Origin of the sequence: Phycicoccus jejuensis, from assembly GCF_000720925.1 — a bacterium.
In the GTDB taxonomy this organism is placed as follows: domain Bacteria; phylum Actinomycetota; class Actinomycetes; order Actinomycetales; family Dermatophilaceae; genus Phycicoccus; species Phycicoccus jejuensis.
This window is the reverse complement of record NZ_JOEE01000016.1, coordinates 1-17,967: the sequence shown is the minus strand read 5'-3', so window position 1 is coordinate 17,967 and position 17,967 is coordinate 1. Positions and strand designations below refer to the sequence as shown.

Here is a 17,967-nt window from a genome sequence, read left to right as displayed (position 1 = left end):
CGCCGATGGTACTGCACTGGTGACGGTGTGGGAGAGTAGGACGCAGCCGGACAACCATTCCAGAAAGGGCCCACCAACACACTTGGTGGGCCCTTTCTCGGTTTTCCGGAGTCCTGTCGGTTTCACGACAGAAAATCGGGTGCCCGTTCCCGCCCCGCTTGGGAGCATGGAGGGGTGGGACACCTCGACATCGCCGGCGTCGGCTACGCGCTCCCGGACGGACGACCCCTCCTGCGGGAGGTCAGCCTGCGGGTGGGGGAGGGCGCCAAGGTCGCGCTCGTCGGGCCCAACGGCACCGGCAAGACGACGCTGCTGCGCATCCTCGCCGGTGACCTCGTCGCGCAGGACGGTGTCGTCACCCGCAGCGGGGGCCTCGGGGTGATGCGGCAGTTCATCGGCAAGGTCCGCGACGGCTCGAGCGTCAAGGACCTCCTCGTCTCGGTCGCGCCGGACGCCATCCGCGCGGCGGCCGCCGAGGTGGAGCGCACGGAGCTCGCGATGATGGAGCGCGAGAGTGAGCAGGACCAGCTCGACTACGCCCAGGCGCTCGTCGACTGGGGCGACGTCGGCGGCTACGAGTGGGAGACGCTCTGGGACGTCTGCACCGTCTCGGCGCTCGGGGTCCCCTACGAGCGGGCCCAGTGGCGGCCGGTCTCGACCCTCTCCGGCGGCGAGCAGAAGCGACTCGTCCTCGAGGCCCTGCTCCGCGGCCCGGAGGAGGTCCTCGTCCTCGACGAGCCGGACAACTACCTCGACGTGCCGGCCAAGCGCTGGCTGGAGGAGCAGCTCGTCGCCTCCCCGAAGACCGTCCTGTTCGTCAGCCACGACCGCGAGCTGCTCGACCGGGTCGCGACCCGCATCGTCACCCTCGAACCGGGCCGCGGCGGCAACACCGCCTGGGTGCATCCCGGGCGGTTCGGGACCTACGACGTCGCCCGCGAGGAGCGCAACGCGCGGCTCGACGAGCTGCGGCGTCGGTGGGACGAGGAGCACGCGAAGCTCAAGGCCCTGGTCGTCATGTACCGGCAGAAGGCCGCCTACAACTCCGACATGGCCGCGCGCCTCCAGGCCGCCGAGACCCGTCTGCGCCGGTTCGAGGAGGCCGGTCCGCCCGAGGCCGTCCCCCTGCGCCAGAAGGTGTCGATGCGCCTGGCCGGTGGCCGCACCGCGAAGCGGGCCGTCGTCGCGACGGGGCTCGAGCTGCGGGTCGGCGGTGAGCGGCTCGTCGAGCCCTTCGACACCGAGCTCTGGTTCGGGGAGCGGGTGGGTGTGCTCGGGAGCAACGGCTCCGGCAAGTCGCACTTCCTGCGCCTGCTGGCGGCGGGCGGCACCGACCCCGAGCGCGAGCACGAGCCCGTCGGGGACATCCGGCCGGCGCCCGTCGAGCACGCCGGCCGCGTCGTCCTGGGCAGCCGGGTGCGACCCGGCTGGTTCGCACAGACCCACGACCACGTGACGCTCCACGGGCGCACGCTGCTGGAGATCCTCCACCGCGGTGACGAGCACCGGGCGGGGATGCCCCGGGACCTCGCCGCCCGCGCGCTCGACCGCTACGGGCTCGCCGCCGCGGCCGAGCAGACGTTCGACGCTCTCTCGGGCGGCCAGCAGGCGCGCCTGCAGATCCTCCTCCTCGAGCTGTCCGGCGCGACGTTGCTCCTGCTCGACGAGCCGACGGACAACCTCGACCTGCACTCCGCCGAGGCGCTCGAGGACGCCCTGGCGGCCTTCGAGGGCACCGTCGTCGTCGTGACGCACGACCGCTGGTTCGCCCGCGGCCTCGACCGGTTCCTCGTCTTCCGCCAGGACGGTCGCGTCGTCGAGGCCGACGAGCCGGTCTGGGACGAGGGCCGGGTACAGCGGCAGCGCTGAGTCGGGAGCCCTCGGGGCGAAGGGTAAAGACTTGGTCAGGACGGTCCCGCCCCCTTCATGTAAAGCGTTTACGCATCTAGGTTCACTGGTCGGAGAGCCCGCGCCGGACGGGACCACCGTCCGCCACCCGAGGAGCAACGATGTCCCGAGCCCATCGCCGCCTGTCCACCGTCGTCGCGACGGCCCTGGTCCTGGGGACACCGGGCCTGCTGGCCGCCGTCCCGGCCTCCGCCGCCGACCGCTCCGTCGCCCTCGTCGGCGACCTTCAGAGCGAGCTCGGCTGCGCGGAGGACTGGGCGCCCGCCTGCGACGCCACCGAGCTGACCCGGGAGGGGAGCACCGACCTCTGGAGCGCCACCTTCCGCGTGCCGGCCGGCACCTACCAGTGGAAGGTCGCCGTCGACGACGGCTGGGACGAGAACTACGGCGCCGGCGGGGTGAGCAACGGGCCCAACGTGCCGCTCGTCCTCGAGGGCGACGCCCGCCTCCGCTTCACCTACGACGACGCCACCCACGCGATCTCGATGACCCCCGTCGACCTCGCGGGCACCGCGACCCGTGAGGACCGGCGCCGGGCCGGCGACTCGCTGCGCTCGAGCCTGACGCGCGAGCGGTTCTACTTCGTCATGGCAGACCGTTTCGCCAACGGCTCGACCCGCAACGACCGCGGTGGCCTGACCGGTGGCCCGCTGACCACCGGTTTCGACCCGACGAACAAGGGCTTCTACCACGGTGGCGACCTCAAGGGCCTGACCCAGAAGCTCGACTACATCAAGGGCATGGGCACGACGGCGATCTGGCTGACGCCGAGCTTCACGAACAAGCCGGTCCAGGGCAAGCCCGGCGAGGAGAGCGCCGGCTACCACGGCTACTGGATCACCGACTTCACGAAGATCGACCCGCACCTCGGCACCAACGCCGAGATGAAGAAGCTCATCGACGCGGCGCACAAGAAGGGGATGAAGGTCTTCTTCGACATCATCACCAACCACACCGCCGACGTCATCGACTACCGCGAGGGCCAGTACACCTACCGCACGAAGAAGGCCTTCCCGTACAAGACCGCGGACGGGACCGCCTTCGACGACCGCGAGTACGTCAACCAGGCCTTCCCGACGCTCGACCCGCAGGTCTCCTTCCCGTACACCCCGTTCCTGCACCCGGGTGACGAGAAGGCCAAGACCCCGGCGTGGCTCAACGACGTGACGATGTACCACAACCGCGGCGACTCGACCTTCGCCGGCGAGTCCTCCACCTACGGCGACTTCATCGGCCTGGACGACCTGTTCACCGAGCGACCCGAGGTCGTCGACGGGATGGGCGACATCTACAAGCAGTGGGTCGACTTCGGCATCGACGGCTTCCGCATCGACACCGTCAAGCACGTGAACCTCGAGTTCTGGCAGAAGTTCATCCCGGACATCCTCGGTGAGGCCCAGCGCATCCGGAACAAGGACTTCTTCGCCTTCGGCGAGGTCTACGACGGCAACCCCGCCGTGATGTCCGAGTACACGACCGCCGGCAAGCTGCAGGCGACGCTCGACTTCGGCTTCCAGCAGCAGGGCGTCGACTTCGCCAAGGGCAACCCGGCGAACGTCCTCGCCGACTTCTTCGCCAAGGACGACTACTACACCGACGCCGACAGCAACGCCTACCAGCTGCCGACCTTCCTCGGGAACCACGACATGGGCCGCGTCGCCATGTTCCTCAAGGGCGCGGCGAAGGACGACGCGGAGCTGCTGAAGCGCGTCCTGTTCGCCGACTCGCTCATGTACACGATGCGCGGCAACCCGGTCACCTACTACGGCGACGAGCAGGGCTTCATCGGGACCGGCGGTGACCAGCTGGCGCGCCAGGACATGTTCGCGAGCAAGACGCAGGTCTACAACGACGAGGCCGTCCTCGCCGGCAAGCCCGGCTCGCGCGACCGCTACTCCACGAAGCACCCCATCTACCGCCACCTCTCCGACCTCGCCCGCCTGCGGGCCAAGCACCCGGTCCTCGCCGACGGCGCGCAGGTGCAGCGCTACGCCGACGAGGGCGCCGGCCTCTTCGCGGTCTCGCGCGTCGGGTCGGGCGACGGGCGGGACGACCACGGGAAGCGCGACGACAAGCGGCACGACGACAGGCGGCACGGCGACAAGGCGCCGCGCGAGTACCTCGTCGTCGCCAACAACGGCACGACCGCCAAGTCGGCGACGTTCGACACCTGGACCAGCCGCAGCCGCTTCCAGCCGCTGTACGGCACGAAGAGCACGCTGCGCTCGAGTGCCGACGGCTCGGTCACGGTGACCGTCCCGCCGCTCACCGTCGCCGTGTGGCGGGCCGCGTCCCCGGTCGACACCCGGGTCGCCGCCCCGAAGGTCACGGTCGGTCTCGACGGGACCGGCGTCAGCGGGCGCACCGAGGTCGCCGCTGACGTGGAGTCCGGCACCTTCAGCCAGGTGACGTTCTCGTACCGGCCCGTCGGCACCCGCGACTGGACGCTCCTCGGGACCGACGACAACGCGCCGTTCCGCGTCTTCCACGACGTCAGCGCGATGCCCGTCGGCACCCCGCTCGAGTACCGCGCCGTCGTCAAGGACGCGGCCGGTCGCGTGGCGGCCGACAGCGGGTGGGCCGTGACGGCGCAGCCGCCGTCGGCGACGGTGCCGCAGAACGGCGACCGTCCCGCGACCCAGCCGGGCACCGTGGCGTTCGCCGGCACGCTCAACAGCGAGATGGGCTGTGTGGCGGACTGGCTGCCCGACTGCGACCAGGCGCAGGCGAGCCTCGACACCACGGACGGGATCTGGAAGAAGACGGTCGACCTGCCCGTCGGTCCGTACTCGTACAAGGCCGCGCTCGACAAGGCGTGGACCGAGAACTACGGCGCCGGCGGCGTCCGCGACGGGGCGAACATCGACGTCGAGACGACGGACGGGAAGGTCACGTTCTACTACGACCCGGCGACGCACTGGGCGACGTCCGACGAGCAGGGTCCGATCGTCGTGGCCGGTGGCTCGTTCCAGTCCGAGCTCGGCTGCGCCGGGGACTGGGCGGCCGACTGCCTGCGGCCCTGGCTCCAGGACCCGGACGGGGACGGCGTGTACGCGCTGACGCTCACTGGGATCCCCGCCGGGACCTACGAGTTCAAGATCGCGCACGACCTCACGTGGGGCACCAACTACGGTGACGGCGGCGTGCCGGGCGGCGCGAACATGTCACTCACCGTGCCGGTCGACGGCGCCCGGACGACGTTCCTCTACGACGTCCGCACGCACGAGACGACGGTGACCTCCGAGGCGCCCTGACCGGGCGCGTCAGCCGGAACCGACGACGACGGGTCCGCCACCTCCCGCGCGGGAGGCGGCGGACCCGTCTGCGCGTGGAGGGTGCGGCCCCGCGGGGCCACCCGGTCAGCGCCCGAGCGCGACGTCGCGGCCGTCCAGCCGGACGGCGAACCCGGCGCCGCCGACCCCGACCTCGCGCAGGACCAACCCGTCGGGCAGGCCCGCCACCGGCGTCCGGATCGTCACGAGGCGGCGCGCCGCCGCTCCGAGGGCCGCGTCCACGGGGCCGGGGGCGCCGACGTCGACGGTCTCGGGCTCGAGGACGAGCAGCCCGCCCTCGGCCCGCACGGCGCCGGTGGCGCGCACCAGCAGGTCGCGGCCGAGGACCGTGACCTGCCGCTCGACCCCGGCCCGCCCGCCGCCGGCGGCGTACAGCCGGGTCCCGTCACCCACCTGGTCGGCGACGGTCCCGAACGGCACGGTGGCCCGCACCGCGAGCGTCGCGGCCCGCAACCCGTCGGGGCCGAACCGCACACCGGTGCCGGTGGCGTCGACGTCGACGAGGTCGCCCTCCGCCGCGACGACCTCGCGGCTGTCGAGCTGCACCGCCCCGAGCCAGGTCTCGTCGGGGCTGAGGTCGCCCGGGGGCGGCACCCGGACCCCCGACGGCGGCGGGGACGGCAGGGCGACCGGGGTGGCCCCCGAGCCGAGCGAGAGCCCGAGGGCGAGCACACCGAGGGCGAGGACGACGAGGGTCGTCAGGACACCGAGGAGGAACTGCTTCACCCGGTCAGCGTGGCACCTCGGTGGCGCCGAGCGTGCGGGTGAACCCCTCCGGGACGAGGATGTCGTCGCGGCTCAGCTCCTGGACGGAGCTGCGGCCGAGCCCGAGCAGGGCGGAGGAGACCCCGCCCGAGAGGATGTCGAGGACGTTCTCGACCCCGGCCTGCCCGTTCGCGGCGAGGCCCCACAGGTAGGCGCGCCCGATCATCACGGCCTTCGCGCCGAGGGCCAGGGCCTTGACGACGTCGCCGCCGCGCCGGATGCCGGAGTCGAAGACGACCTCGACCTGGTCGCCGACCGCGTCGGCGATGCCGGGGAGCATCCGGATCGCGCCCGGGATGCCGTCGAGGTTGTTGCCGCCGTGGGTCGAGACCGAGATGGCCGTGGCCCCGGCGTCGACGGCGCGCCGGGCGTCGTCGACCCGGCAGATGCCCTTGACCATGAAGGGGCCGCCCCACGTCTCGCGCAGCCACGCGATGTCCTCCCACGAGGGCGGCGGCGTCGTCATCCACTCGCCGTAGGCACCGAAGAACGTCGGCCCCTTCTGCCCGCGCGGCGCCATGTTCGGGGTCGTGAGGTCGGGCAGGGCGCCGGAGCGGACGAAGTCGAGCAGCCAGCGCGGCTTGCGGACGACCTCGGGGGCGAAGGACAGCATGGCCCTCGGGGTGAGCGCCTCGGGGATGGTGGGGCTGCCCCAGTCGCGGCCGTGCGAGAAGGTCCAGTCCAGCGTCGCGATGACACCCTTGGCGCCGGCCGAGCGAGCCCGCTCGAGCCGCTCGGCCATCGTGTCGCGGCCGCCCGACCAGTAGATCTGGAACAGCGTGCGGTCGTTGGCGGCGACGACCTCCTCGATCGGGCTCGAACCGAAGGAGCTGAGGCCGACCGCGGTGCCGCGCGCCGCGGCCGCCCGGGCGACGGCGACCTCGCCCTCCGGGTGGACGGCCTGGACCCCGGTGGGGGAGATGATGACCGGCAGCGCGAGGTCCATCCCCATGACGTGGGTGCCGAGGGACCGCTCGGCGCTGCCCCCCGCGATGTGCGGGGCGAAGCCGAGCTCGGAGAAGGCGGCGATGTTGTCCTCGTAGGTGAGGCCGCGCTCGGACCCGGCGAGCAGGGCCTTGTAGACCGAGCGCGGCAGGCGCTTCTCGGCGCGCCGCTGGGCCTCGGCGACGGTCTCGAACCATCCGTTGCTGCTCATGACTGTGACCTCTCGGAGGGGATGGGGGTGCGGGCCGGCCGGTGCCGGAGGACGGGGAGGAGGGCTCGGGGGGAGCGTGCGCGCAGGCAGCCGGCCCACAGGCCCGCGCCGTAGGCGAGGTCCTCGGCGCGGCGGAGCGCGGTGTAGCGCGCGACGTCGAGGTCGGGGCGCACCCGACGGTGGTCGAGCACGCCGTCGACGACGGCCGCGGCCAGGGCCACGCGGCGGGCGCGCCGCGAGAACGGCAGGAGGGCCGCCGTCAGCGGCCAGTGGTGGCGCACGACGAGGGCGGTGGTCTGGGTCAGCGTGGCGTGCAGGGCGACCCCGAGCACCGCGACGGCGGCCCGGTGCGGGTGGTCGCTGCCCCGCAGGCGGCGGGCGAGGGTCACCTCGGCCACGGCGCTCGCCGCGACGGCGACCGGGATGCTCCACCGCTGCTGCGCGAGGAGGGCCGCGACGGCGACCGCCGACCAGGGCGCGAGGACCGCCGGAGAGACGGCCTCCCCGTGGCGGGCGGCGAGCAGCGCGGCCCCGGTGCCGTAGAAGGCCTTGCGCGACAGCCAGGCCCGTGTGGTCGTGCGGTGCTCGTGGCGGACGACGACGGACGGGTCGTAGCGGACGTCGTGGTCGCGGGCGACCCGCCACACGAGGTCGACGTCCTCCGCGACCTCCAGGGACTCGTCGAAGCCGGCGCCGAGCGCGTCCCGCCGGGCGAGGAGCACGGCGCTCGGGACGTAGGACACCCGCCCGTGCGGGTGGACGCGCGCCGGTGACGCACCGAGGTCGAGCGAGGAGCGCGCGGCCTCGTAGCGCGCGAGGACCCCGCGGCCGTCGTCCAGCCCGAGGACCCGGGGGGCCACGAGAGCGACCCCCGGGTCCTCGAGATGGCGTCGGAGGGCGGCAAGAGACCGGACGTCGAGCACGACGTCGGAGTCGACGAAGGCGACGACGGGGCTCGTCGCGGTGCGCAGCCCCGTGTTGCGGGCGGCGGCGGGGCCCCGGCGCTCCGGGTGGCGGACGTAGCGGGCGGCGTGCCGGCGGCAGACCTCGACGATCGACGCCGGGTCGGTGGAGCCGTCGTCGACGACGACGACGGTGGTGCCCGGCAGGCCGCCGAGCAGCCGGTCGAGGGCGTCCGGGCGGTCGAGCACCGGGACGACGACCGTGACGTCGCCGCACGTCGCCGGGCGGCTGCCGTTCCACCACGGGTGGGCGAGACCGCGGTCCAGCAGCATCCGCGCGACCCTCGCCGAGGTCGGGTCCTCGACGGCGAGGACGCCGGCGTCGTCGATGCGGCGCAGGGCGGCGGGGCGCAGGTGGACGAGCCGGCCGGAGGAGCCCCCGAAGAGCGTGCGGCCGTCGTCGCACCGGTGCGCGTCGTCGGCGAGCCGCACCCGGAACCCCCGAGGGAGGTCAGCCACGGCCGAACCCCCCGTCGGCGTCGAGCACGGCGCCGTGGAGCACGGTGCCGGCGCTGGAGGCGAGCTCGACGACGGCGGCGACCTCGTCGGGGTCGAGCGGGCGGCGCGCCGCCTGGTGCTCGGCGAGCGGCTGCACGTCGTCCATCCCGTAGAGGCGGGCCGTGGCGGCGAGCATCGGGGAGTCCGTGGCCCCGGGGGCCACGCCGACGGCGGTGACACCGGTGCCGACGAGGTCCGCGGCGAGGGCCCGCACGACACCGGTGGCGGCGTGCTTGGCGACGACGTAGGCCGACAGCCCGTAGAGGCCGTGGGCCCCGGCGGCGGAGGTGAGGACGACGACCGTGGGCCGGGCCCCGGCGGGCCGGCGCAGGAGGTGGGGGACCGCTGCGCTCGCGAGGTTCCAGGCGGTGGCGGCGTCGGCGGCGAGCAGCCCGTCCCGGACGGCGATGTCGGTCTCCCACAACGGCGTCCCGCCGGCGATGACCGAGGCACAGGCCACCGCGACGTCGAGGCCGTCGTGCTCGGCGGCGACGGCGTCGACGGCCGCGCGCGTGGCGTCGAGGTCGCGCAGGTCGACCTCCCGGCAGGGGATGCCGTCGTCGGTCAGGGCCGTGCGGTCCGACGAGGTCGCGTGCCGGTAGCCGAGGGTCTCTCCGTCGAAGGCGTCGAGGACGGTGACCGGTCCGGCGGCGCGCAGCCGGCGCGCGACCGCCGCGCCGATGCCCCGGCCGCCCCCCGCGACCACCGCGACGCGGCCCGTCATCCCGGCACCCCCGCGGTCTCGGGCCGGACGAGGCGGCCGTGCTCGTCGACGTCGCCCGCGAGCACCTGCGCAGTGACCCGTGCGGCGAGGGCGGCGAGGTGCTCCCGGCCCTCGTCGGCGCTCGCGCCGCGCGGGTCGCCGAGGACCCCGGTGGGGGTGACCGCCGCGACCCCGCCCGCGCGCAGCCGGGGGAGCAGCTCCGGCAGGGGGTCGAGGGCCCCTGCGACGGCCCGGTCGGGGCGCACCGAGCCCGGGGCGACGGCGAGGGCCAGCGAGGTCTCGGCCCGTCCCGCGTGGGCGTCCCAGCCGGGCTCGGCGCACGAGGTCCAGGCGACGTCGTGCCCCTCCCAGCGCAGCCGCCGGGTCGCGCTCGCGACGGCCTCGGCGTTGCCGCCGTGCCCGGTGACGAGGACGACGGGGCCGCACCACCGCCGGACCGACCGGACGAGCTCGACGAGGACGAGGCGCAACGCCTCGGTGCCGATCGAGACCGTCCCCGCGAAGCCCTCGTGCTCGCCGCTCGCCCCGTACTCCAGCGTGGGGGCGACGACCACGCGCCGCTTCCCTCCGCGGTCCGCCAGCCGGAGCGCGACCTGCGCGCAGACGGCCCGCGCGACGACCGAGTCGGTGGCCAGGCCGAGATGCGCTCCGTGCTGCTCGCAGGCCCCGAGCGGCACGAGCACGGTCGCGCCGACGAGGTGCTCGCCGGTGGCGGCGGTCCCGAGGTCCACCGACGTCAGCCCGCGGGGAGCGCGTCCCGGGCGGGACCCAGCGGGCTCTCGTCGCACGGCGAGGCCGGGGGCCGGCGGGCGATGGTCACCGGGACCGGTGCGTTGCGGACCGGGCCCCGGTGGCTGTGGTCCTGGCTCGGCGCGGGGCGCACCCCGTCGGCGACCGCGGCGAGGGAGGCCTCGGCGTTGCCCTTGACGCACTCCGGGTCCGGGCCGTCGAGCGGCAGGCCGGTGAAGAACTTGGCCGCCATGCACCCGCCGCGGCAGGCGTCGTACGCCGAGCAGCGGGTGCACGCCCCGCCGGTCTGGGGCGAGCGGAGGTCGGCGAACAGCGGGGCGTCGCGCCACACGCTGCCGAACCCGGCGTCGCGGACGTTGCCGGCGAGGAAGCGGTCGTGGATCGCGAAGGGGCAGGCGTACACGTCGCCCACGGGGTCCACGAGGCAGACCACTCGCCCGGCGCCGCAGAGGTTGAGCCCGGGCAGGGCGTCGCCGAAGGCGGCGAGGTGAAAGAACGAGTCACCGGTGAGGACGCCGTCGCCGTGGGCGACGAGCCAGTCGTAGAGGACGCGCTGCTGCTCGGCGAGCGGGTGCAGGTCGTTCCAGACGTCGGCCCCGCGGCCGGCCGGCCGCAGGCGGGTCAGCCGCAGGACGGCGCCGTGCTCGTCCGCGATCTCCTTGAACCGGTCGAGCTGCGGGATGTTCTCGCGGGTGCAGACGACCGACAGCTTCGTGTCGGTCATCCCGGCGTCGCGCAGGTTGCGCAGCGCGCGCAGCGCCGCGTCGTAGGTGCCGGCGCCGCGGACGGCGTCGTTGACCTCGGGCGTGGCGCCGTCGAGCGACACCTGCACGTCGACGTAGTCGGTGGCCGCGAGGCGCGCGGCGCGCTCGGGGGTGATGCGGAAACCGTTGGTGGAGAACTTGACCCCGACGTCGTGGGCCACGGCGTGGTCGACGATCTCCCAGAAGTCGGGGCGCACGGTCGGCTCGCCGCCGCCGATGTTGACGTAGAAGACCTTCATCCGCTGGAACTCCTCGACGAGCGAGAAGCACTCCTGCGTCGTCAGCTCGCGCGGGTCGCGGCGGCCCGACGACGAGAGGCAGTGGACGCAGGCGAGGTTGCAGGCGTAGGTCAGCTCCCAGGTGAGGCAGATGGGGGCGTCGAGGCCGTGCTCGAAGTGCTCGACGAGCCGGGTCCCGGGGGCGGGGGTCGTGGCGGGGCGCTCGGGGGCGAGGGTCATCCGGTCCTCCTGGTGATCATCCGCTGGTCGGCGAGGCGGCGCAGCGCCGCGTCGAAGCCGGGGCGGTCGGCGGCGGGGACGCCGGCGCGGTCGAGGGCGTCGGCCACGGTGGGGGCGGCCTGCAGCCCCTCCACGACGGCGACGAGCCGCGGGTCCTTGAGGAAGGTGAGCCGGCGGCTGGTGAAGTCGTAGAGCAGGGCGCCGAACGGCTCGGGGCGGATCGCCACCGAGCCGTTCAGCTCCCAGGACTGCTCGAGCACGTCGCCGGCCTCAGTAGACGCCGCACATGCCGTCGATGGACACGTCCTCGACGAGGGTGTCGGCGAGCAGCTCGTCGCGCTCGTCCTCCGTGGTCTCCTGTGCCATCTCCTCGGGGGTCATGGCGACTCCTCTCCAGCATCGTCGGTGGTCACGACCCGCGGCACGGGACGTGCCCACCACGCTAGGAACGCGCCGTCGGGGCGCCCACCCCTCGCCCGGTCGGTGCCCTCCTGCCGGACCGGGTAGGGGGGTCCCGGGCAGGGCGGGCGGTTTCCGCGACCTCGTCTATGCACGCCGTCGCCGCGCTCCTAGCGTCGAGGCCGCTGACCCCCAGTGCCTCAACGAGGAGGATGTCCGATGCAGGTCGACGAGCTGCTCAAACCGTTCCCCATCAAGGAGTTCCACCCCTTCCCGCGGGCCCTCATGGGTCCCGGGGCGCACGAGATGATCGGTCCGGAGGCCCTCAAGCTGGGTTTCCGCAAGACCCTCGTGATGACGTCGGGCCTGCGCGGCACGAACGTCGTCCACAAGATCGTGGAGTCGATGAAGTACCACGGCCTCGAGGTCGTCGTGTACGACAAGGTCGAGTCCAACCCCAAGGACTACAACGTCATGGACGCGGTCTCGCTCTACCAGGACAACGAGTGCGACTCGTTCGTGTCCATCGGTGGCGGCAGCTCGCACGACGCCTGCAAGGGGGCGCGCATCGCGGTCGCCCACGACGGCCGCAACGTCAACGAGTTCGAGGGCTTCAACAAGTCCGAGAACCCGAAGAACCCGCCGCACATCGCGGTGTCGACGACGGCCGGCACCGGCTCGGAGACGTCGTGGGCGTACGTCATCACCGACACGACGACCGACCCGGACAACCCCCACAAGTACGTCGCCTTCGACGACGCGTCGGTGACGACGCTGGCCATCGACGACCCGGTGCTCTACTACGACTGCCCGGTCGACTACACGGCGCAATGCGGGTTCGACGTCCTCGCCCACGCGAGCGAGCCCTACGTCTCGCGGCTCAACTTCGAGCCCTCGCTCGGCAACGCGCTGCGGGCCATCAAGCTGACCGCCGAGAACCTGCGCCAGGCCGTCTGGAACGGGCAGGACCTCGCCGGCCGCCAGGGGATGATGTACGCGCAGTACATCGCCGCGCAGGCGTTCAACTCCGGCGGGCTCGGCATCATCCACTCGATCAGCCACGCGGTGTCGGCGTTCTACGACACCCACCACGGGCTGAACAACGCGATCGCGCTGCCGCGGGTCTGGGCCTTCAACATGCCGACCCAGTACAAGCGGTTCGCTGACATGGCCGAGGCGATGGGCGTCGACACCTACGGGATGACCGACGTGCAGGCCGCGGACGCCGCGCTCGAGGCGGCCATCCGCCTCCTGCGCGACGTGGGCATCACCGAGAAGTTCACCGACGTCACGGCCGACAGCTACTCGAAGAACCGTCTCGGACAGGGTCCGACGAAGTTCTACGAGAACGCGAAGGTCATCACCGGTGACGACGCGGACGTCGACCGCATCACCAACCACGTCCTCGGTGACGCCTGCACCCCGGGCAACGCCAAGGAGTGCACCTTCGAGACGGTGCGCCCGGTCGTCGACCACTGCATGAACGGCGACCTGGACGACCTCATCTCGTGACCCACGCCCCGGCGCCACCCGACCGCGCTCGCTGCGGACGGGTGGCGCCGGCCCCACGGCACGACCCGGCACGGCCCACCACCGACGACGTTGGAGGACACCACCCGTGAGCACCGACCCCGCCCCCACCCCGACGACCTTCGCGAGCGTCGAGGACGCGCGCGAGCGGCTGCGCGACGTCGGCTACCTCACCGACGACCGGCTGGCGACGACCGCCTTCCTCCAGTCGGCGCTCGGCAAGCCGCTCCTGCTCGAGGGGCCGGCGGGGGTCGGCAAGACCCAGCTGGCGCAGAGCGTGGCCGCCGCGACCGGACGGCGGCTGCTGCGCTTGCAGTGCTACGAGGGGCAGGACGAGACCAAGGCCCTCTACGAGTGGGACTACGGCAAGCAGCTGCTCTACACGCAGATGCTCCGCGACAAGATCGGGCAGGTCGTCGAGGACGCCCCCGACATCTCCGCGGCGGTGGACCGGATCGCTGCCCAGGACAGCGTGTTCTTCTCCGAGCGCTTCCTCGTGGCGCGCCCGCTGCTCGAGGCGATCACGTCGCCGGACCCGGTCGTCCTCCTCATCGACGAGGTGGACCGGGCCGACGAGGCGCTCGAGGCGGTCTTCCTCGAGCTGCTCGCCGAGTTCCAGGTCTCGGTGCCCGAGGTCGGCACGTTCGTCGCGGAGCAGACGCCCATCGTCGTCCTCACCTCGAACAACACCCGTGACCTCTCGGCGGCCCTCAAGCGGCGCTGCCTCCACCTGTTCCTCGACTACCCCAGCGCGGAGCGCGAGCTCGAGATCATCCGCTCCAAGGACACCGGCCTCGCGGACGCGCTCGCCGAGCAGCTCGTCGGGGTCGTGCGCGGCCTGCGCGAGCTGGAGCTGCGCAAGGCACCGAGCATCTCGGAGACGATCGACTGGGCCCGCACCCTCGCCGTCCTCGGGGTGACCGAGCTGTCGGCGCCGGTGCTCGCCGAGACGCTCAACGTCGTGACGAAGTACGAGCGCGACCTCGGGCTCGCGACCCGCGAGCTGCCGCGGCTCGTCGACCCGAACCAGACCGTGCCGGCCGATCGCGGTCACGGCCACGGGCACGGTCATGGCCACGGGCACGCGCACGACGACCCCGGGGGCGCCGACGGACCCGACGGCCGCGAGGTGCGGGCCGGCAAGGACCAGCCCGGCCGGCACGACGAGGCGTACTACGGCTCGCCGAGCGCCGCTCCCGCCGAGCCGCGCAAGGTCTCGAGCAGCCAGGGCCAGCGCTCGTTCCGCACCGGCGGCGCCCGGCGGCGACCGGTCTAGCGGGGCGTCGTGGAGAGCTCGCTGCACCGGTTCATCCGCTTCCTGCGCCTGCACGGGATGCGGGTGAGCGTCGCGGAGGCGGTCGACGCGCTCGAGGCGGCGGCGCAGCCGGGCATCATGGCCGACCGCGAGGTGCTGCGCTCGGCGCTGCGCGTGACCCTCGTCAAGGACCGGCGCGACCTCGAGGTGTTCGACGCCGTCTTCGACCGGTTCTTCCGGCTGCGGGCCGTCGTCACCGAGGCCGAGGGGCACGGGCACGCGCACGACGACCTGTCGGACGAGGGCGAGCTGACCGGGCTGACCATCTCGGACGAGCTCTCCGACACTCCGCAGCAGGGGCACAGCCACGGTGCGCCGCAGGACATCCGGGAGTTCTTCCGGCCCGAGGACCTCGCACAGCAGTACAACCTCCACCAGGAGGCGAACAAGATCGACATGGCGTCGATGACCGACGAGGTCGTGCTGTCCAAGGACGGCGTGACGCCGCAGGGCGAGGCCGCGCGCGTGCAGGTCTCGACCTCCCGGCTGCACAACCCGGGGACCCCCGGGCGGTTGACGCAGGCGCGCGGCGCCGAGCTCGACGTCGAGCTCACGGTCGCCGAGGAGCTGGCGCTGCTCAGCTGGCTCGGCGAGCCGGACGACGAGCTCGAGGCGCTGCTGGACGATCCCGACGTCGCGCGGCTGCGCGAGCAGCTGGCACCCCTGCTCGCGTCGCTGCCGGAACGGATCAAGCAGCACCTCGAGCACCTCATGGCGACGCAGGCCGAGGTCGAGGAGCGCGAGCTGGACGTGGCGCGCGCCGAGGTCCTCGCGGAGTCGGACCGGCTCGCGTTCGAGGAGGCCGTGCGCCGGCTCCTGCGCGCGCTGCGGGGGGCGCCCCGTCCCCGGCGGCACGTCGCGGGGCGCGGGGTCATCGACAGCAGGCGGACCATGCGCTCGAACATGCGCTACGACGGCGTCCCGTTCCGGCCGGTCCTCGTGAGCAAGCGGGAGGACCGGCCGCAGCTGCTCGTCCTCTGCGACGTCTCGCTGTCGGTGCGCGCCGCGTCGGGGTTCGCCCTGCACCTCGTCCACGGGCTGCAGTCGGTGGCGTCGAAGGTCCGCTCGTTCGCGTTCGTCGACGAGGTCGCCGAGATCACCGACCTCTTCGACGACCACCACGTCCAGCAGGCGCTCGCGATGGTCATGGCCGGTCGCGCGGACGGCGGGGTCGTCGACGTCGACGCCGACAGCGACTACGGCAGCGTGCTGCGCCAGTTCCTCGACGAGTACGGCTCGGCCATCACCCGGCGCACGACCGTCGTCGTCATCGGCGACGGGCGCGGCAACGGCAAGGACCCCGCGGTCGGCGCGTTCGAGGAGATCGCCCGTCGGGCGCGGCACGTGGTGTGGCTGACCCCCGAGCCGCGCTACTCGTGGGCGCTCGGCCGGTGCGACCTGCCGCTGTACGAGCCGTCGTGCGACCACATCGAGGTGGTGCGCAACCTTGGTGCGCTGGAGTCGTTCTCGCACCGGATGGCGGAGGTGCTGGTGTGACCCTCGCACCCATCGACGCCCTCGCCCCGGTGGTCGGGTCCTGCTACCGCGACGGGGTGGTGACGGTGCGCCGGCGTCGTCCGGACAGCCGGATGCGGCTGGGCGCGGTGCGCACCCCGCACTTCGACCTCGTCCACGACGGGACGGACCTCGTGGTCGAGCACGGGCTCGGCCTGGGCGAGGTCGACGACGACCTCGCCGGGTTGCTGTCGGACGAGCTCTTCGAGCCGGGGTGGCTGCGCGGGTCCGAGCTCTTCGAGCGGGTGTTCACCGGTGTCGTGCTGACGTGCGCCGACGAGCCCGAGGTGGCGTGGGAGGCGTTCTACGCCAACACCCTCGCGGCCGTCGGGGCGGCGGCCCGGGCCGAGCCTCGACCGAACTCGAACGCCGCGCCGGCCGGGCACGGCTGCATCCGTGACTACGCCCCGGTCTACGCGCGGGCCGAGTCCCTGGTGAGCGGGCGGTCCGTGCTCGAGTTGGGAAGCTGCTTCGGCTTCCTCGCGCTGCGCGTGGCGGCCGACGGGCGGGTGGTGACCGCCTCCGACGTCTCCGGCGGCACGATGCGGCTGCTCGCTGCGATGGCGCCCCGCTTCGGGGTCGACGTCGCGACGCTGACCTGCGACGCGGCCCACGTCCCACTGCCCGACGACAGCGCCGACACGGTCCTCGCCGTGCACCTGCTCGAGCACCTCGAGCCGGACCACGCGGCCCAGGTGCTGCGCGAGGCGTGCCGGCTGGCCCGGTCGCGGGTGGTGGTCGGGGTCCCGCTCGAGGACTCGCCGAGCGAGCAGTACGGGCACCTGTGGGCCGTCACGTTGCGGGTGCTGCGGGAGTGGGGTGCGGCCGCCGAGGGGTGGCGCGCCGAGGTCACCGAGCACCACGGAGGATGGCTCGTCCTCGACCGCGGGTGAGGTGTACGGGCTCTCCGTCAGGGGGAGGCGTCCGGGCCGGTCGCCGCCGTGTCGCTCGGTGACAGGTCGGGCAGAGTCGGCCAGCGCTCGCTCGCCCAGCCGTGCCAGGTCGCGTGCCCGTCAGGCGGGGCGGGCAGCGGGCCGCCGGCGAGCTCGTCGTCGGGGAGCCGGACCGCCGCGGGGAAGCGGTCGTGGTCGGCCTCGGTCATCTCGAACGTCGTCTCGGGGTGGTCGAGCCAGCGCTGCCGCGCCCGTCGCCGCCGTTCCTCCTCGCTCGCCCGGACGACCTCGAGGGCAAAACGCCCACCGGCCGACTCGGCGATCGCGCGGATGGCGTAGCGCTCCTCGGGCGACCAGCAGCCGAAGTCGAGCACCACCCCGGCGCCGCTGCGCAGCACCGGGTTCAGGCTGCCGTGCCGGTCAGGTCGTCGGGTGGGTGGCGGAGGGTGGCGAGGTGTCGGTCGTAGGAGCCGGGGGTGAGGTCCCAGGCGACGTGGCTGCCGTGCTGGTCGGGGTGTGCTCGGACGATGGCCCAGAGGCGTCGGTGGTGGACGTGGGTGTGGTGGCGGGGGCAGAGGAGGGCGGCGTTGGTGGTGTCGGTGGGTCCGCCGTCGGCCCAGTGCAGGACGTGGTGGGCGCGGGTCCAGGCGGCGGGGGCGGTGCAGCCGGGGTAGGTGCAGCCGCGGTCGCGCAGGAGCAGGTGGCGGCGTTGGCCGCGGGTGTAGAGGCGCAGGACGCGGGTGAGGGTGAGGGGTTCGCCGCGAGCGCCCAGCAGGTGGATCAGGAGGCCGGCGTCGCAGCCGAGGCGGCGGACGGTCTCGGGGGGCAGGAGGGTGCCGTCGGCGGTGGTGGCCAGCACGGTCCCGGCGCCCCGGGCTGTGCCGGCCAGGGCGGTGAGGGTGGTGGTCGCGCTGTTGGTGCTGGTGTCGTCGGTGGTGGTGAGGTCGGTCAGGGGGATGGTGAGGTGGAGGGTGGTGTCGGGGCCGCGGTCGGTGTCGTGGGTGCCGGTGTGCAGGGTGGTGGCGGTGGCACACACG

The 17,967-nt window shown here is 73.5% G+C and carries 16 protein-coding genes; 6 read left to right on the top strand and 10 right to left on the bottom strand.

All coding sequences use genetic code 11. The features are described 5' to 3' along the window. Nucleotides 1-174: 174 nt before the first annotated feature. Together IG69_RS0119010 and IG69_RS0119005 are read left to right on the top strand one after the other, a co-directional pair. Nucleotides 175-1,869, top strand: a complete 1,695-nt coding sequence (locus IG69_RS0119010; RefSeq protein WP_030529746.1) for an ABC-F family ATP-binding cassette domain-containing protein — start codon at nucleotides 175-177, stop codon at nucleotides 1,867-1,869. A 140-nt stretch (nucleotides 1,870-2,009) separates the two neighbouring features. Continuing rightward, a complete protein-coding gene (locus IG69_RS0119005) occupies nucleotides 2,010-5,162 on the top strand; it encodes a pullulanase X25 domain-containing protein (RefSeq protein WP_030529745.1) in 3,153 nt (1,050 codons plus the stop codon). Nucleotides 5,163-5,267: 105 nt separating this feature from the next. Here IG69_RS0119005 and IG69_RS0119000 read toward each other — a convergent pair whose 3' ends face one another. The 8 genes from IG69_RS0119000 to mftA are packed head-to-tail and all read right to left on the bottom strand — an operon-like array spanning nucleotide 5,268 to nucleotide 11,659. Beyond that, on the bottom strand, nucleotides 5,268-5,927 hold the full coding sequence (locus IG69_RS0119000; protein WP_030529744.1) for a hypothetical protein: 660 nt from the start codon (nucleotides 5,925-5,927) through the stop codon (nucleotides 5,268-5,270). A 4-nt stretch (nucleotides 5,928-5,931) separates the two neighbouring features. Beyond that, a complete protein-coding gene (gene mftD / locus IG69_RS0118995; protein WP_030529743.1) occupies nucleotides 5,932-7,122 on the bottom strand; it encodes a pre-mycofactocin synthase MftD in 1,191 nt (396 codons plus the stop codon). After that, a complete protein-coding gene (gene mftF / locus IG69_RS0118990) occupies nucleotides 7,119-8,543 on the bottom strand; it encodes a mycofactocin biosynthesis glycosyltransferase MftF (protein ID WP_051750750.1) in 1,425 nt (474 codons plus the stop codon). Before mftF ends, mftD begins: the two co-directional genes overlap by 4 nt. Continuing rightward, the gene (locus tag IG69_RS0118985; protein ID WP_030529741.1) at nucleotides 8,536-9,306 is read right to left on the bottom strand and encodes a mycofactocin-coupled SDR family oxidoreductase; all 771 of its coding nucleotides are present in this window, start codon (nucleotides 9,304-9,306) and stop codon (nucleotides 8,536-8,538) included. Before IG69_RS0118985 ends, mftF begins: the two co-directional genes overlap by 8 nt. Continuing rightward, on the bottom strand, nucleotides 9,303-10,037 hold the full coding sequence (gene mftE / locus IG69_RS0118980; RefSeq protein WP_036830650.1) for a mycofactocin biosynthesis peptidyl-dipeptidase MftE: 735 nt from the start codon (nucleotides 10,035-10,037) through the stop codon (nucleotides 9,303-9,305). Before mftE ends, IG69_RS0118985 begins: the two co-directional genes overlap by 4 nt. Before the next feature lie 5 nt (nucleotides 10,038-10,042). After that, on the bottom strand, nucleotides 10,043-11,278 hold the full coding sequence (mftC, locus tag IG69_RS0118975; protein ID WP_030529739.1) for a mycofactocin radical SAM maturase: 1,236 nt from the start codon (nucleotides 11,276-11,278) through the stop codon (nucleotides 10,043-10,045). Continuing rightward, nucleotides 11,275-11,538, bottom strand: coding sequence for a mycofactocin biosynthesis chaperone MftB (gene mftB, locus IG69_RS0118970; RefSeq protein ID WP_030529738.1), 264 nt, complete (start codon nucleotides 11,536-11,538; stop codon nucleotides 11,275-11,277). Before mftB ends, mftC begins: the two co-directional genes overlap by 4 nt. A gap of 10 nt (nucleotides 11,539-11,548) precedes the next feature. Continuing rightward, nucleotides 11,549-11,659, bottom strand: a complete 111-nt coding sequence (gene mftA / locus IG69_RS0118965) for a mycofactocin precursor MftA (RefSeq protein WP_030529737.1) — start codon at nucleotides 11,657-11,659, stop codon at nucleotides 11,549-11,551. A gap of 237 nt (nucleotides 11,660-11,896) precedes the next feature. Here mftA and mdo point away from each other — a divergent pair, with 237 nt between their 5' ends. The 4 genes from mdo to mftM all read left to right on the top strand — a co-directional run bounded on the left by mdo (nucleotide 11,897) and on the right by mftM (nucleotide 16,930). Beyond that, nucleotides 11,897-13,189, top strand: coding sequence for an NDMA-dependent methanol dehydrogenase (gene mdo, locus IG69_RS0118960; RefSeq protein ID WP_030529736.1), 1,293 nt, complete (start codon nucleotides 11,897-11,899; stop codon nucleotides 13,187-13,189). A 106-nt stretch (nucleotides 13,190-13,295) separates the two neighbouring features. Continuing rightward, entirely contained in the window at nucleotides 13,296-14,483 is a 1,188-nt protein-coding gene (locus IG69_RS0118955) for an AAA family ATPase (RefSeq protein ID WP_030529735.1), read from the top strand. Nucleotides 14,484-14,492: 9 nt separating this feature from the next. Further along, a complete protein-coding gene (locus IG69_RS0118950; protein ID WP_030529734.1) occupies nucleotides 14,493-16,019 on the top strand; it encodes a VWA domain-containing protein in 1,527 nt (508 codons plus the stop codon). Next, nucleotides 16,016-16,930 carry a mycofactocin oligosaccharide methyltransferase MftM gene (gene mftM, locus IG69_RS0118945; protein WP_030529733.1) on the top strand — a complete coding sequence of 305 codons (915 nt, stop codon included), beginning with the start codon at nucleotides 16,016-16,018 and terminating at the stop codon, nucleotides 16,928-16,930. The genes IG69_RS0118950 and mftM overlap by 4 nt, the downstream gene beginning before the upstream one ends. Nucleotides 16,931-16,947: 17 nt before the next feature. Here mftM and IG69_RS0118940 read toward each other — a convergent pair whose 3' ends face one another. Both IG69_RS0118940 and IG69_RS22305 read right to left on the bottom strand, forming a co-directional pair. Beyond that, complete coding sequence (locus IG69_RS0118940; RefSeq protein WP_051750749.1) at nucleotides 16,948-17,328, bottom strand: AAA family ATPase; 381 nt, start codon at nucleotides 17,326-17,328, stop codon at nucleotides 16,948-16,950. A 5-nt stretch (nucleotides 17,329-17,333) separates the two neighbouring features. After that, a partial coding sequence (locus IG69_RS22305; RefSeq protein ID WP_030529731.1) for an HNH endonuclease signature motif containing protein occupies nucleotides 17,334-17,967 on the bottom strand: 634 nt, incomplete at its 5' end.